At 45.6% G+C, this 16,524-nt stretch carries 10 protein-coding genes; 2 read left to right on the top strand and 8 right to left on the bottom strand.

Annotated features, from left to right (window positions below):
• Positions 1–129: 129 nt before the first annotated feature.
• Positions 130–1,113 (bottom strand): transposase, encoded by a 984-nt coding sequence (locus ACOJUO_RS10085; protein ID WP_422139716.1) that lies wholly within the window; start codon positions 1,111–1,113, stop codon positions 130–132.
• Between the two features lie 261 nt (positions 1,114–1,374).
• On the opposite strand from ACOJUO_RS10085, the gene ACOJUO_RS10080 reads away from it, so the two are divergent.
• The gene (locus ACOJUO_RS10080) at positions 1,375–3,189 is read left to right on the top strand and encodes an F-box/WD repeat-containing protein (protein WP_422139715.1); all 1,815 of its coding nucleotides are present in this window, start codon (positions 1,375–1,377) and stop codon (positions 3,187–3,189) included.
• A 126-nt stretch (positions 3,190–3,315) separates the two neighbouring features.
• On the opposite strand, the gene ACOJUO_RS10075 is transcribed toward ACOJUO_RS10080, so the two are convergent.
• The 7 genes from ACOJUO_RS10075 to ACOJUO_RS10045 are packed head-to-tail and all read right to left on the bottom strand — an operon-like array spanning position 3,316 to position 15,252.
• Positions 3,316–6,939 (bottom strand): hypothetical protein, encoded by a 3,624-nt coding sequence (locus ACOJUO_RS10075; RefSeq protein WP_422139714.1) that lies wholly within the window; start codon positions 6,937–6,939, stop codon positions 3,316–3,318.
• Positions 6,940–6,971: 32 nt separating this feature from the next.
• On the bottom strand, positions 6,972–8,750 hold the full coding sequence (locus ACOJUO_RS10070) for a hypothetical protein (RefSeq protein WP_422139713.1): 1,779 nt from the start codon (positions 8,748–8,750) through the stop codon (positions 6,972–6,974).
• 48 nt (positions 8,751–8,798) lie between these two features.
• Positions 8,799–10,076, bottom strand: a complete 1,278-nt coding sequence (locus tag ACOJUO_RS10065; protein WP_422139712.1) for a hypothetical protein — start codon at positions 10,074–10,076, stop codon at positions 8,799–8,801.
• A 41-nt stretch (positions 10,077–10,117) separates the two neighbouring features.
• Positions 10,118–11,734: a hypothetical protein gene (locus tag ACOJUO_RS10060; protein WP_422139711.1), complete on the bottom strand. Its 1,617-nt coding sequence runs from the start codon at positions 11,732–11,734 to the stop codon at positions 10,118–10,120.
• Between the two features lie 48 nt (positions 11,735–11,782).
• On the bottom strand, positions 11,783–13,198 hold the full coding sequence (locus ACOJUO_RS10055) for a hypothetical protein (protein ID WP_422139710.1): 1,416 nt from the start codon (positions 13,196–13,198) through the stop codon (positions 11,783–11,785).
• Positions 13,199–13,246: 48 nt separating this feature from the next.
• A complete protein-coding gene (locus ACOJUO_RS10050) occupies positions 13,247–14,110 on the bottom strand; it encodes a hypothetical protein (protein WP_422139709.1) in 864 nt (287 codons plus the stop codon).
• 47 nt (positions 14,111–14,157) lie between these two features.
• A complete protein-coding gene (locus ACOJUO_RS10045; RefSeq protein WP_422139708.1) occupies positions 14,158–15,252 on the bottom strand; it encodes a hypothetical protein in 1,095 nt (364 codons plus the stop codon).
• A gap of 263 nt (positions 15,253–15,515) precedes the next feature.
• On the opposite strand from ACOJUO_RS10045, the gene add reads away from it, so the two are divergent.
• The gene (add, locus tag ACOJUO_RS10040; protein WP_422136583.1) at positions 15,516–16,511 is read left to right on the top strand and encodes an adenosine deaminase; all 996 of its coding nucleotides are present in this window, start codon (positions 15,516–15,518) and stop codon (positions 16,509–16,511) included.
• The last annotated feature ends 13 nt before the right edge of the window (positions 16,512–16,524 follow it).

Genomic DNA, 16,524 nt, shown 5'->3' with positions numbered 1-16,524 from the left:
TCAATGAGACACACAGCGCCATCCAACGAACAAAGGCTGTCCAAGCCATAATTCAGACAATGCAAATCCATTCCGACATAAGTCGAAGAGATAAAGAGAGGGTCTTTGACGTCTTAACTGACTTCTACACTAACCTGTCAGGTACAAACGACTGCAGGCGTTTAAACCTCGAAGCCACTTCTGTCTGGCTTCAAGTGCAAAGGCCTTCATCGCCTCCAGACGGCCAACTGCCCGATAAAAACGATTATTCCATTGCATGGTTTTCAGCCACTCATCCGGATCAATTTCCAGTCTTTGAAGAATAGGAGGGGTACACGACGGGATGGAACCTTTCTTGTCTGTCCTGACAATGCGGCCACTCCAGTCAACCAGTTCCAGATAGTCGTGAAGAAGGTAGGGAAGGGCAACGTCCGCTTCCTGTCCCTGCAAACAGAAAGGTTTCAGGGTCAGCGGCTGTTTTTTAGTCTCAGAATGTTTAACCTGCTCCACTCGTTCCTGAATCGACGTGTAGTTCGACTCTTCCGGTATTTCTGCCTTTCCTGCCCGAATCGGATTCAAGTCAACATAGGCCATGCAGGTCAGTAACGCTGCTTCGTCCAGCAATGCCTGGCTTTTAAAGCGACCTTCCCAGAAGCGTCCTTTACACTCATCTTCTTTGTTGGCCTCACGAGCAAGATGTTCATTCAGGCAGCGCATAAACCAGCTGATATCCGTTAAACGACGTCGGTATTCCTCAGCATATTCATCAATACGGGCCAATTCAGCGCTGCCCAGTTTGTCAGCAGCCAAATGCCTTTGTACCAGAAGTGGGCCTGTAAACAAGGTCGTCCAACGGTGAAGCACTTCGTCCCGTGACCAGCCTCTGGCAGATGACTGATTGATGTGCAAAACCACATGATAATGATTCGACATGACAGCGTAAGCGCAGACTTCGATAGCAAAGACTGAAACCAGTTCCCGGAGTTTATCCACCACCCACTGGCGGCGATGCTCGTAGTTCTTGCCAGTCAGGTGGTTCTCTCCACAGAGGTAAGCCTGACGAACACATCTTGCTATGCAGTGGTAATAGGGCGTTGAACCGGGGTCAATCAGAGTATTGCGGGCCTGAGCCATGAACTCACCTGTCTGGGTAAAAAATCAGTGATGGGTGAAAAAGTAGACCAGGTGGATGGTAAAGCAAATTTATGGGTGTCTTTTTAAATGTTTGTAAAGCAAATTTATGGGTGTCTTTTTAAATGCGCAGACAAAAGTTTTGTTAGTTGCACTCAAAAAATTTTTATGAACTTTTATTCCAAAACCCAATCTAATTACCAAAATCAATTTTTAAATGTCGTAACTGGTCGAAAGGAAATCCTGACGTAAGTAAAAAACACTATGAATTCTATAAATAACAAGCTCGAAATTACAGATTTACCCTCACCACCACCCGAGCAAGCTCAATCGGCAACAACCACTGCTATCCATGCCGACAGGTCCGTCACTGTACCTGACAGGCAGATACAATCTTTGCTGCATTTATTATCCACAACATCATATTCCCTCATCTTCAGATATTTGTCGCTTCGGGATATTCACTGCTTAAAACAGGTATGCACCCACTTTCGCGATGCTATTAAAAGCGATAACGCCCTGGCAAAAGCATGGTTTCGTCGGTTTCCTTTATCACACCAGTATCAACTGAGAAAAACCATCACTACAAAAAGTAATCAACAAGTCCATGATTGGCTTGGGTCGTTTACGAACGATAAGACCTTATTGACGTCACTTACCCATCTCCAAAAGACGGGTGCTTCTGTACCTGCTCTGCTATTTTTCACCAAGACTGTACTTATGTCTCAGTACAAAACATTCAAGCTGGATACAAAAACCATCATTGAAATAAATTACCGACCCCGTTCAGCCACCCTGAGTGATGATGGCCGTCATCTGATGGTGTTCAATTCTCATAGGACGGTGAAAATCTTCGGTCATGAGGATGATGGATCATGGCCAGAAAAAAAACACATCATTCATGATCATCCTATCAGTTCAGCCACCTTCAGCCCCGATAGTCAGCATGCAGTGACTGCCAGTCAGGACGACACGGCAACAATTTTTGGCTTGGAGTGCGATGGATCATGGGAGCTAAAAACCACCATTAGACATCAACGTTATCTGATGTCGCCCACCTTCAGTCCCGATGGACGCCATTTGGTGACCAACAGTAACGACAGGACGGCGCAGGTCCATAGCCGGAAAGACAACGGATCATGGGAACAAAAAGTCATCATTCGCCATCACGATATCGTCACATCAGCCATCTTCAGCTTCGATGGCCGCCATTTGGTGACCATCAGTGATGATAGGACGGCGCAGATCCATAGTCTGAGTAACACTGGATCGTGGGAACAAAAAGCCATCATTCGCCATCACTATGCAGTCTCATCAGCCACCTTCAGCCCCGATGGCCGCCACTTGGTGACCGCCAGTTGGGGTCACAAGATAAAAATCCATAGCCTGAAAGACGATGAATCATGGGAAGAAACAGGTTCCAGTGACCATAGAAGTCCTCTATTGAAAGCTAGCTTCAGCCCTGATAGCCGCCATCTGGTAATAACCACTGAATATAACAAGCCAATAATCTATGGCAAGGCAGCTGATGGATCATGGGTACAGATTTCCCACGGGGCTGATGTCGAATCAGCCACCGTCTCCTTTAGCCCCGATGGCCGCCATTGGGTTACCGTCAATTGTTATGGAGAGTCACAAATCTATAGCGAGAATGCCGATGAATCATGGAGGCAACAAATCATCTTTCGCAATATTAGCCACGTCCTCTCTGTCAGCTTCAGCCCGGATGGCCGCTATGTGGTGGGCGCAGGAAGTACCTCGTTTAACTCAATCTTTGGTACGGTATGCATTTATGGTCGGGAAGCCAATGGATTTTGGATTCGTAAGGCCATAATTTTTCATGAACAGGAGGTCTTTTTGACCAGTTTCAGCCCTGATGGCCGCCACGTGCTAACTTCCAGCAAGGACAAAACCACTAAAATCATAGGTCAGCAGACCCGTGGGACATGGGTCGAAAAAGCTATCATTTCCCATGATAGTCCTCTCGTCAAAGCTACCTTCAGCCGCGATGGCAGCCATGTGTTCACTGTCACTGAAGAGGGCACGGTGAAAATAACCGAACTACGGAAGAAAGATTGATTGTTTGCTGTCACTGAATGACGCCATTGCGTCGGCAATCCGGGTAGTTAGAAAGTTCGATTGGTATTAGAGCTGAAAAAAACGACATCTGTTTAATAGATGCCGTTTAACCTCAAAGGCAGTATTTTACTGCTGTGGCGGTAGCAGCAGTGACTGTATCTTCAAAAGCTTGTCTTCAAGTTGTTGCTGATCCGCTTCAGACAGCTTCTCTCTGAATAAACCAACCACATCAAGAAGTGCCGTCTTGAAGGCTTCATTTTGCAGAGTCAGATTCTCATTTTCCTGCATAACAGTAGGCATTTCTTTTTCCAGACGGTATTCCAGATCCTCCAACCGGGTTCTCAAGTACCCCGCCTCTGTCTCCAGTTCAGCATTTCGAAGCACGGTTTTATCGGCAAATTCAAGAGATTCATCCACCTGAGTCTGTTTCTCAAGCTCAATCTGCGCCTTTGCTCTGGTCAGTTTACCGACCTCTTCACGCCACTTTTTCTCTTCTTCTGCCCGATCGCTGGCAATGTGCGCAAATTGCTCACTTTCTGCCTTAACCTCTTTCAGCTGTTTTTTGATATCTGCCACTTCCAGGGCGGCCTCACTGACTCGTTTTTTATAGTCTCTCTTTTGATCCTGAGCCATTTTGAGTTCCTCCCTGAGGTCTGACATCTGCTGCTCCAACTCATTTTTCTTCCTCATAAGCTCCTGATACTGAAAGCGAGAAACACCTCGAGGACCCTGAGCCTGAAGATCGGTCAACCTTGTTTCACCGGTCACAGAAAGAGGTTGAAGTAAAGAATTGGGTTGATGTGTGGCGGTACTGAGACTGACATAGGCTCCCTGATCGTCGAACTCGACGCCGGACTCCCGGAAATCAAAACCGGTACCAGTCCTTGGCACCTGCCCACTGTTTTCTAACAAGACTTTCAACCTGTCAATTTCAGCCATGGCCTCAGCGTGCTCTTGCTGCAACTGTTCCAAATGGCTTTTGGCAGAATTGTAATCCAGCTGAAAGCCTAATTTAGCCGCCTCTTCTTCATGAAGCTTTTGATTGGACTCGTCCAGATCCTGCCTGAGCCGCTCAAGCTGAGCCTTGCGTGCACTTTCCGTCTGGGAAAACAGAGCTTTTTGATCGGAGAAGGCCTTTTGCTTAAGCTGCAGCTCCTGCTCAATAATATCCGCTTTTGAAGCTTTCTCCCTCAGCGTTGCCACCTCACTTCTCAACTCAAGCCGTTCTTTCCCGAGTTCTATTTTGGCCTTCTTCTGCTCATCCCTGAGTCGATAGACCTCTCTGGTGAGCCTGTCTACCTGTTGCTCAAGACGAACAGCATCACTCCTGAACTTTTTGCAGTCTGACTTCGCCTGCGCTACTTCACCGATCGCTCTCTGCTCCGCTTCGGAAACGTTGCTCAGCTGAGCTTTCAAGGCAATGAGCTGTTGATTCAATTCACTCACACTGCGCTCAGACTGGCTATAGTCCTCCTTGAACCGGGTCTCGAATGTCAGCAATGCATCTTCAGCTTTCTCTTTGAGACGCCTCAGTTCAGAGACCTCAACAGTCAGCGATTCAATCTGCTGGGTTTGAGAGCTCCGGGCTGACTGAGCCTCTCTGGAAGCCAGTTTCAGCTTTGTTTCTGATGCCAGCAGCGACTTTGCCAGATCCTCAAGGCTCTTGGCCTGTTGGGTGAATTCTGCTTCCGCTCTGCGCTGCTCTTTTAACACGGTTTGCAATCCAGCTTTCAGGGTAGTCACCTCTCCTTCCAGAGCTGCCCTGGCGGTATTCCACTCCCTGGATTGAGCGATCCAGGTTCTCACTTCATGCTCTTTCTTTTGCAGCGCTTCTTTTACGCTTGTCTCTGCCGTAGAAGCCTTTAGTAATAGAGACCGGGTCTGTCGCAGGTCAGTCTGAACCTGAGCGAGCGTCTCTTTGTTGGCTTTCAGTTCGTCTCCCGTGGCTCTGAGTTGTTCCAGTTCCCTGTTCTGCTGACCCAGCTGAACTTCCAGCGCTGAAACGCGACCGTTAGAGCCTTTAAGCTGAATTTGGGTATCCTTTAACTGTTTTTTCAGCTGCGTTTTTTGAGATTCAAGCTCGGTTAACCGCTCTTTACCCAGTCTGAATTTCTCTTCCAGCCTTTGACTTTTTTCAAAATACCCGGATGCTTTTTCATTCTCCTTTTTCATGGCACCGTTCAGGAACTCAAGCTGAGCCGACAGCTCGTGGTAATGAGCTCTTTCTTTCTCAAGCTGCTTCTTCTTCTCTTTTAACTCCATATTAAGCTGGATATTGGCCTGGCTGGCCTTGATTCGTGCATCAGAGACCTGACTGGCGAAACGTGTTCTGAGTTGACGCACCTCAGTGTCAGAAGACAGCTTGTCGGCCTGCAATTTTTCATTGTGCTCTCGTGCTTCGACGAGCTGGGCTTGCAGCCGTTGAATCTGAGATTGCAGCTGGTTCAGGCCTTTTTCGGCTTTCTTTGTCTCATCCATGACTTGCTTCATTTCTGCGTGGTGGCTTTTCAACTGTTCTTCAATAGCCACAACTCTCGAATGGGCCTGATCTCGCTCACCCCTGATTCTCTGCAAATCTTGCGTCTGATTTTTTGTCAGCGTCTCTAACTGTTCACTTCTGAGTTGCAACGCTGCAAAATTCTCTAAAGGTTCTGATACTGATTTAAGGCTGCTTTGTGCATTATCCAACTGCCTCCTCAAGCGAATGTTTTCAAGCTCTGTTTCAGACTGTTGCCCTTCCTTCCTGGTCCTTTCCCGTAACTGGGCTGTGACCTGATTTAGCTGGAATTTCAGATTGTCAGCCCTTGTGGATTCTGCATTTTTTTCTTTGTGGAGTTTATCAATGGCGTTCTGGAAAATTTTTAAACGACGACTAGCCTCATGCAAATTCGTCTCTAGTGTGCCAGCTGCCTCTTTAACACGTCCCATTCTGTCTTGCTCGGTCAGCGCCTGAATCATTTGTTTTTCACTAAACTCAGCCTGTCGTGTAAGCTCCTGATTTTTTCTATCCAGGTCATGAGCTTCCTCATCTTTATTTGTCAGCAACAGGGTCTTCTGACGCAGCTCATCTTCAAGTGAGCGAACGTGGGCAATCAAAGCCTGCGCGAAGTTAGCTTTTGAAGGATCTTGATCATAAGCTTGCAAATGTCTCTGATCTCTTTGCTGGATATCAGCAAGGAAGCTGTCTTTTAATGTTTCGAACTCATCCAGAAGTTCATTGGCCATTAGCTGTAACGATTGCTGATCCTTGCGCTGACTTTCTAACACGGTTTCATAGAAGGGAATATCGTTACCTAATGCATCTTCAGTCTGTTGCGCAGCTTTCAAAACTTCACAGTAGTCACTATGGAGCTGACAGATAAGCTGGTAATACTCATGAATGCGCTCATCCATTTTCTTCAGCTCAGCCTGAGTTTCAGCATCGCTGGCCTGGGCAGGCTGAAGCGAACAGGTTGGCAAAAAACTACCGAACCAGGATGCAGACGGCTCCAGCCCTACCGTCCGGTCCCCCAGAGATTTACCGCCATTCACAAAACGACTATGCTCGGGCCGGGCAGGCAAGGTTGATACCGTCTTTCCTGCCAGCACCATGCTTAAGTTGCCTTTAGAGGCACGACAGCGTCTCCATGCGTACTCCACAGCTTGACCTGGATTCTTGCCGGGTTTCTCTCGTGTTATCCGCCCCCCTTCTCTCCCCAAAAATTGAGATTCAGTCAATGCTCTTGCGGGATTGTGTATTGGATTGGACATAGCAATACTCCTTTTACTTCATTAAAAAATTCTTAAACCGTTTGACTATCAGCCCGCCTGATCAGGGGGCTTTCATCTCCGCTTGTCGGGTTGTTCTGTATAAACCTGCCTGGCTGGGCTCTGAGGGTTTCAATCTCCCTTTCCAAAGCTGCCCTGTCGGTCTCCCACTGTCGGGATCGGTTGACCCAGGCAGTGACTTCATCCTCTTTTTGTTGCAAAAGAGACTGGGTCCGTTGCAGGTTATTCTGAAGCTCAGTCAGTGTATTTTTGGGTACCACATCAATACCCTTGGCAGTGAGCTTTTTATGCATATTTTTTAACTTCTTCAGCATATGAGCTTTTTGACTTTCAACTTCAGACAGTTGCTCTTGTGTGGCTTTAAGCATGGTGGCCTTCTGGCGTAAGTCATTCTCAAGCTGCTCAGTCGGTCTTGATTGTTCCAATCGCTCTAAACGGGCTCTGATATCGTCATCCTGATGAGAACCTGCAGTATGTTGAGCTTTTGATATACGCCAATTTAGATGATCAGCCTGTTCCTGGTTTATTCTTATGGTCTCTTGATAGGCACGATCAAGTAAGTCTTTTTCTTCCTGAATTCTTCTTATGATTTCTTGATAGCCACGATTAAGAACTGCATTTTCTTCCCGGATTGTTCTTATGGATTCCTGATAGTTACGGTTAGCTTCTGCTAAATCCTTTTCCAGCTTCTCAGCCCGTCTGGTTAGCACACCTTTGTCTTCATGGATTTTTCTTTCGGAGCCAGTATTAGCTTTGGCCAATTGACTCTTCAGTTGCTCATTCTGACGGGATAGATCAGCATTTTTTGCACTGATTATTAGTCCGTAAGAGTCAGACTCTTCTAAGCGCCTTCGAACTTCTAGCAAATCCCTGCTCTGATTGTTATTCAATTCTTCTAGCTGAACTATTCTTTCATTTTGATCTCGAGAAGACTTTACGATGCGATTAGCCGATTCTAAGTCCTGAATCAGCTTTAGAATCTGTTGGGGGTCCGAAAATTTTTTCAGCCCGATTTTGGAAAAGGCATCATCCAACTGCTTTTTTTCTTCCCGGATGGTTTTAATTTCTTTCTGAATCGATGTTGAATTACTATTAGCATTTCTTAAGTTATTCTCTAATTGTCTGACTCTTTCATCAGCAATCGCCTTAATTGATTGCTGGTCACAAGCTCGGTTCAAATGCTCTTTGCTAATCTTAGCCTGTTCTCTAAGAAATCTGATGTCTGCATCCAGTTCATGGACTTCACGATCTTTGGCTTCAAGCATTTTGGTTTGTTTCTGCAATTTATCAGCCATTAACTGTAATTCTTGCTGCTCCTTATGCTGGCTTTTAGACGCTTCTTCATAGAAGGGAATATCGTCGCTCAATGCCGTTTCTGTCTGCAAAGCAATTTCCAGCGTTTTAGTGAGCTGGCTATGGAGCTGGCAGATGCACTGATAATACTGCTGAAGACACTCATCCATTTTATCCAGCTCGGCCAGGATTTCAGTCTTACTGGCCTGGACAGACCTTCCTGAATCGGTTGACGAACGTTGCCAGAATGAAGAAACTGCCGCTGTCCGCGACTTCAGACTTTTAAAACGGCCAGGCACAGGGGGTTCAGGCAAGGCTTCCACGATCGTAGTTTTGCGCAACTTGCTTAATATCTCTGTAAGAGCTTTGCATTGATGCAATGAATAGATCGCAGTATGGCGCGTATGGTTGCTGGGCAACTCAGATGCCAACTCAACATCTTGATTAACCAAAATGTTAGATTCGAGCGGTCGGTTTGCTGTGCCTGCTGGTGTTGCCATTGTATTACCCCCTTTACACTATGCAAAAATTCATAAGCCGTCTGACTGTTAACGAGCCTGATCCGGTGAGGCTTCTGTCTCTGCTATGCCCTTCTGGCGTAACTCATCCTCAAGTTGCTCAATCCGTCTGGATTGCTCTATTAATATTATCTGGGCATCGATAGCCTTTTTCTGATAATGATCTGTTGCATGCTGAGCAAGTGATAAATGCTTCTCCAGAGCTTTAAGCTGGCTGGATAGCCTGTGTTTTTCTGCATGCTCCTTTTTTACTGCGTTTGCATGCTCACTTGCGTTACGATCAGCACTTTTCAGACTCTCCTTCAGTTTCCGAAGCTGTTTGTCTTTTTGATTCATTTTATTCCTCGTACCGGCCACGAGATCTTCAGCAGCTTTCGAGCGATCCCTGGCGTCTTCTAAAAGTCTCTCCAGATCTTCAATCCGTTCGGATAGTGCAGTTTTTTCTTTAAGGATTGTGCTTAAGGTATCCTTATCAACATTTGGATCAGGTTGGTCTTTTGCTAAATCCTTATCCTGCTTGTCAGCAGGTTGCCATTTTTCAGCTTTTTCTTGCCGGAGTGTATTAAGCTCTTCCCGCATCGATGTTAAACGAAGATTAGCTTCTCTTAAACTGTTCTCTAACAGTCTGACTGATGCATCTTTACGAATGATTATGTCTTCCACATTCTGCAACTTGAACAATTTATTTCTGCTGCTTTCAAGCTCTCGTGTAAGATCCTGATTTTTTCTAACCAGTTCACCTACTTCCTCATCTTTGGTGTCAAGGATTTTGTATTGTTCTTGCAACTTACCAAACAGTGACCCTATTTTTTGCTGATCATGATGCTGCCTTTCCATCGCACTGTTGTAGAAGGGAAAAATGATCTTCAATTCCGTTTCAGTCTTTAGAGCAACATCCATAGCCTCAGAGTGCTGACTATGGAGCCTGGAGAGCTGCTGATAATCCTTCTGAGTTCGTCTGTCCATTCTCCCCAGCTCAGTCAGAATTTCAGCCTCTCTGTCTTCTAGCTTTCCTGAATCGGTTGACGAGTCATACCGCAGTGAAGAAGCTACCACTTTCCGTGACATCAGACTTTTATCACCGTAAAGAAGATGGCAATAATCAGGACGGTCAGGCAACTTTTCCGCGGTCATGCCTTCGCGCAACAGGCTTAATGTATCTATAACAGCAGAGAATCGATGCAATGAATCCACTGCAGAACTGTCCGCACATTTGCGAGGCGCTTCAGCTGGCATCTCAACATTTTTATTGACCTTGGGGTCAGATACAAATGAAGGTCCTGCTGCTGATTTAATTGGGTAAGTCATAGTAATACTCCTTTTACACTATTAAAAAATTTATAAACCGTTTAACTATTATCCTGGGAAACTTCCATCTCCTCTGACTGGTTGTTCTGTAATAGCATGCTCAGTTTATCCATCAGATTTTCAATCTCTCTTTCCATAGCCGCCCTGGCGGTGTTCCACTGTCTCGATTGATTGACCCAGGCGATCACCTCATCTTCTTTCTGTTGCAAAAGAGACCGGGTCTGTTCCAGCTCATTCTCAAGCTGAGAGCGCATTCTTTTTTCAGCTCTGAGACTTTGTTCTCTACAGGCCAACTGGCTCATCAAATGATTGTTTTCAAGTTCCAGTTCAAACAGTTCCCCCTGAATGTCGTCACGCTCTGTGGTTTTTGGATCTGACTCATTCTCACGTTGGCTCGCTCCCCTGGATTGTTGAGCTTTTTCTTTCCGCATTTTTTTTAAAAGAGCCAGATGAGCATCTGAACAACGACGAGCTTCTGCTAACTCTGCCTCCAGTCCTTGAACCTGTCTGGACAACACATCGTTTTTTTCTTGCATTGCTTTTTGCATTTTTTCTGATTCAACTTGCTGATTATTTGAGAACATTCTAGTTTCTAATAACTTCTGCTTCGTCCTGAAAAGATCTTCGTATTGTCTACCTTTTTCTTCTTGCAGCGTTTTAGCTCTTCCGAATAGTTCATCTCTATCTTTCTTTATTATTTTTAAAATATGCTGATCGCCACGAGCTTGTGCTAAATCCGCCTTCAACTTCTTAAAATCTTCCATGCTCACATGTTTTCCAGCTTCGAAACTGCGAAGGGCAGCTTGAGCCTCTTTTCTTTCTATTCGAACTTCCTTAAGCTCTTCCCGCATCTGAGCTGAACGCTTACGAGATAGACTCAGCTGGTCATCTAATTCTTTGACTAATTCCTTAGTTTGAATGGTTCTGACTTGTTCGTCCGCTACCGAAAACGCTTTATTTTTGCTAAGTACAGCCTGCTGCGTAAGCTCCTGGATTTTTTTATCCATTTCATGAAATTGCTCATTTCGGGCTTCAAGTATTTTCGTCTTCTGATCTAGCGCACTCTCAAGAGAACCTAAGTGTGCAGTCAAAGCCTGAGAGAATTTACTGCCCATTACCGGTAATTCTTCCTGACCCTTATGCTGACCTTGTAACACTTCGATATAAAAAGAAATATCGTTTTCTAATAAGTTTTCAACCTGTTGAGCGACATTCAGAGATTCACAGAGCTGACTGTGAAGCTGGCAGAGGCGATGGTAGTACGCCCTTCTTTGCTGATCCATATTTGCCAGTTCAGCCCAGATTCCATAGCCATTTTCTTCATTAATCTTGCTTAAAACGCTTCTTGTGCCTACGTTAATCCTGCTTAAAACGCTTGGCATCTTCTCTGTACTATCACCGAGGGATGGATGCGCTGACACCGTCCGATGATCCAGACATTTAAAATCACTCAAAAGACGGCACTGCGAAGGGGGTTTAGGTAACTCTTCCACAGTGATCCCTTTACGCATCCTGATTAATGGCTCTGTAAGAGCACTGCATCGATATAATGAATATTCCGCAACGCTGGCGGGATCGTCGCCGGACATCATATCTTTGATCCGAACACCCGGGTCAGTTATGTGTGCAGAGGTTGCTGCGCCTGGTGGATTTGCCATTGTAATACTCCTTTTACAACGTTAAAAAATTCGCAACTATTTTGACTATCAACTAGCCTCATCCAATGTAGCTTTAGTATCAGTCGTCTGGTCGTCCATTGAGAGAGCTCTCAGTTTAGCCCTCAGGTTTTTAATCTTTTTATTCGTCGCTGCCCTGTCGATATCCCACTGTATGGATTCAACAACCCTTGAGCTCAGTTCAGCCTCTTTCGCTTTCAAAAGAGACCGGGTTTCTTTCAGCTCACTCTGAAGCTGAGAGAACATCTTTTTACTCTTTATCAATTCAAGCACTCTGGTACTGTTCAATTGAGATGAACGCTTCAGCATTTTCATAAAAAGAGCATTTTGACTTACTGTATTGGAGAGTTGCTTTTGTTTGCCTTCAAGCAGTGCGGTTTGATGATGTAACTCATTCGTTAGTTCCTCAACCTGTCTGGATAGCCCATCTTTTTCATCACTGAGTTTTTTTTTGATAGCCTTATCAGTCTCGAAGCGAAGTTTATTTTGTACTGCAAGCTTCCTCAGTCTTTTAACCTTATTGGATTGTTTCTGATAGTCACTTTTATATCTTGCTACACATTTCCTCAGGTTTTTAATCCGTTCGGATTGTTTCTCAGTTTGTACTTCAAGTTCTCTAACGATCTGGTTTTCTCTATCCGAACGTCGTGCATATTCTTTTTTCAATAACGCCAGATAATAATTATTTTCTTTTGATATTTTATATCTTTCTTTCTCGGTTTCGCTATGGATGCTATCCATCTTCAATATACGACTACGGTATTCACTCACAAGCTTCTCTAAATTTTTAATTTTTTCATCAACAAGCGCCTTTGCTTCTTGCTCGTCATGCAGTCGCTTCATTGGCTTTTTGCTCTCTTCAAGCGGTAGTGTAAGCTTCTGGAATTTTCTAGCCGGTTCAGAAACCTCCTGATCTATGGCCTCAAACATTTTGGTTTTCTGATGCAGCTCATTAGTCGTTACCTCTAATGCTTGCTGATCCTTATGCTGACTTAAAAATGCTTTCGTATAGAAGAGAATATCTTCTTCCAATATAGTTTCAGTCTGCCTAGCAAATTGTATAAATTCCATTAACTGCGAGCGATACTCACAAAGGCGCTTGTAATCATTCTGAATACGTTCATTCATTTTCTCCAGTTCAGCCTCGATTTCAGCCTCACTGGCCTCGCTTACTTTTCGCAGAATAGTTGTCGGGCCCTGACAAGATGAAGATACTGCCACCTCTCGGGACTCCAGATCTTTACGACAAAAAGGGCTATTTTCTGGAGGGGCAGAAAAACCCGACATGATTGTGTCTTCTGTCGGTAATTTTCCTAATGCATCTTTACAAACATAACAACGACGCAATGCATATCTCGCAATGCTGTCCGAATAGCCCCTTGGCATCTCAGATCTAATGGGGTCATGTCCGAGCGGACTCATTGTTAAGTCGAGTGAGTTGGCCATTGTAATACTCCTTTTACAACATTCAAAAATTCATAAACCGTTTGCCTGTTAACGAGCCTCGTCCGGTCCAGCTTCTATCCCTGCCGTCTGGTTGTCAGTTGAGAGTGCTCTCGGGGTAGCCTTTGCAACCCGGGCACTCACTTTATTCTCTCTCTCTTGCAAGAGAGCCTGAGTCTCTCGCAGATCATTCTGTAGCTGAGATAGCGCCTCTTTGGGTACCACATCAGCGCCCTCGGACGTTAGCCTTTGATGCATATCTCTTAGCCTTTGAAGCAATTGAACGTTTGTGGTTTGCATGTCAGACAGTTGTTTTTCTTTGGCATCAAGCACTCTGTTCTTCTGATGTAACTCCTTCTCTAACTGCTCATTCCGTCTGGATAGCACAGCTTTTTCATGCCGGAGTCTGTAAGAGTCATTCTCCCTCTCATCCTCTTTGAGACTGAGTAACACTCGGTCATAATAGAAATCAAAGTCTTTAATCAATGCCGATTCAGCATCCTCAACAAGGCCCATAACTTCAGTGAACTTTTTATGGAGCTTGCAGAAGCGCTGGTAATCTCCCTGAATACGTTCATGCATTCTTTCCAGCTCAGCCCGGGTTATCTCCAGCTCAGCCCGGGGTCCAGCCTCACTGTCTTCGGTAAGCTTTTGTGATGCAGTTGACTCCTGCAGGGATGAAGAAACGTCCACCGTCCGTTTTTGTAGACGTTTACCACCCTCCAGAAGCGTGCAATGTTCTGGGGGGGGAGGTAAAGTCAGGCAGGTCCCGTTCAGATAAATATTGCGTAATGCTTGTCGATAATAACTGCATCGATACAATGCAAACATCGCAGTGCCTCTGTGCGTCTTAGGTAACTCCTGAGCGAGGTCAGTTTTTGCTGAAGGATTTCCTGCGCCAAATGGACCTATCATGTAATACTCCTTTTACAACATTAAAAAATTCACAACTGTTTTGACGATTAACGAGCATACGGGGAGGCTTTCGTCTTTGCCGTCGGGTTGTTAACCGAGAGTGCTCTCAGGCTAGTTCTCAGGGTTTCAATCTCTCTTTCCATAGCAGCCCTGTCGATATCCCATTGTCTGGATTGGGCATCTTTTTCTTTCCTGATTTCGAAAATGGTATTATTACATTCATCTATTTGTTGATAAGCTGCTGATAAATCTTTCTGCAGTTTGTCAGCCCGTCTGGATTGTTTCTCTTTTTCAATCCGGGTTTCTTCTTTGATATCATGATCAGCTTCAACGCGACGGATGTATGCTTCTATAGAACCTTCCCGCCACTTAATAAGCTTGGATAATGTATCTTTTTCTTTCTGCATTTTGCCAAGTTCGTACTGCATATCTTTTATACGACTGTCAGCTAATTTCAGACGTTTCTCTAAATTCATGACTTTTTCATCAACAGGCGACTTTATTTCTTGCACGGCCTGTGGTCGATTCATTGGCTTATTGCTATCTACAGGTTGTTGCATAAGGTTCAGGATTTTCATCTCCAGTTCAAGAGCCTGCATATCTTTGGCCTCATACATTTTGGGTTTCTCATTCACCGCAACAGCCTTTGATTGTAATTCTTGCTGTTCCATATGCGGACCTGCTAAAGCATTCTGATAGAAGGAGATATCGTCATCCAATGCCATTTCTATCTCTAAAGCAACAGCCAAAATTTTCCTTAACCGCTGACTATGTTCACAGAGGCGCGAGTAATTCTCCGACGTACATTCGACGATTTCCTCTCGCTCAGCCTGAATTCCAGCCTCAGTAGTCCCGCTAATCTTTTGTGGATTGGTTAACGAGCCCTGACTGGATGAAACAGCTTCTATCGACCGGGCTTCCAGATGTTTTTCAACCTTCGCAGAAGAGTGTCTAAGAGGCAGTGGAGCAATTGGCCACTCGAAATCTGTCGTTAGCTTGCTTAATTTGTCTTTATATTCACAGCATCGACGCAATGAATACATCGCAGTAGTACCCTGGTGCTTCACGGGCATTGTAGGTGTCGTCTGAACATTCACGCCAGTCACTGATGAAGGACCCATTGCACCTGATGGATTTGCCATAGTAATACTCCTCTGACAACATTTAATTTAATTAGTCATACACCTTTTGACTCTGGCCAGTACGGCTTGTTCCCCTGTTTGGTCCTGAATAACTTTGTTGTTAGCCATTCTGACAAAATTTCCCCAGTCAATAGGGAAATCCGCTACTCTCGCCTTAGACTTATGACTGATTCTCTGTAATATTCATTCCCCCGAAACCGCATTATGAAATGGTCCCGGGCTGAAGAGACGCGGACCCCGAGATTGATGAGAGCAGCATTAACATGATTGACAAGTCCATTCCCCTCACCGACATTCATCGTCATCTGGACGGTAATATTCGCCCCCGGACCATTCTGGAGCTGGGCCAGCAGCACAACCTGGAGTTACCCGCCAATAATCTGGAAGATCTGATTCCCCATGTTCGGGTTATGAGCAATGAGCCTGACCTGGTGAGTTTTCTGGCCAAGCTGGACTGGGGTGTAAAGGTTCTGGCAGATTACGACGCATGTCGTCGAGTCGCCTATGAGAATGTTGAAGACGCCCTGAATGCCCAAATTGATTACACCGAACTGCGCTTCAGCCCTTACTATATGGCCATGACTCACAACCTTGATCCTCAGGGTGTGGTCGAAGCGGTCGTGGACGGTGTTCAGGCCGGCAGCCGTGATTTTGGCGTCAAAACCAACCTCATCGGTATCATGAGTCGTACTTTTGGCCAGGAAGCCTGCCAGCAGGAACTGAATGCCTGTCTGGCCTTCAAGGACAGACTGGTTGCAATTGATCTGGCCGGTGACGAGTTCGGCAAACCGGGTGAGCTGTTTGTCGAGCACTTCAAACAGGTTCGTGATGCTGGCCTGAATGTCACAGTTCATGCGGGCGAAGCAGTGGGCGCCGAAAGCGTATGGCAAGCTATTCGTGATCTGGGTGCCACCCGAATTGGCCATGGTGTCAGAGCCATTGAAGACCCGGCGCTGATGGATTACCTGGCCGAGCACCGCATTGGTATTGAATCCTGCCTGACGTCAAATATCCAGACCAGCACTTTCCCAAGCATTGAAAAGCACCCGCTCAGGAAATTCCTGGCACACGGCGTATTAGCCACTATCAATACCGATGATCCGGCGGTGGAAGGCATTGAGCTGCCCTATGAGTATGAAGTCGCGGCGCCTGCTGCTGGTCTCTCCCCTGAGCAGATCCGTCAGGCCCAGGAAAATGGTCTGGCCATTTCTTTTTTGAGTGACGCTGAGAAAGAAGCGCTCAAAGCTGCCAAACACTGAGTATATGGGTCGG

Source organism: Endozoicomonas sp. ALC020 (assembly GCF_049275935.1).
GTDB lineage: Bacteria > Pseudomonadota > Gammaproteobacteria > Pseudomonadales > Endozoicomonadaceae > Endozoicomonas_A.
Note: the sequence above shows the minus strand (reverse complement) of the source record. Positions and strands in the feature narration are given on the sequence as shown.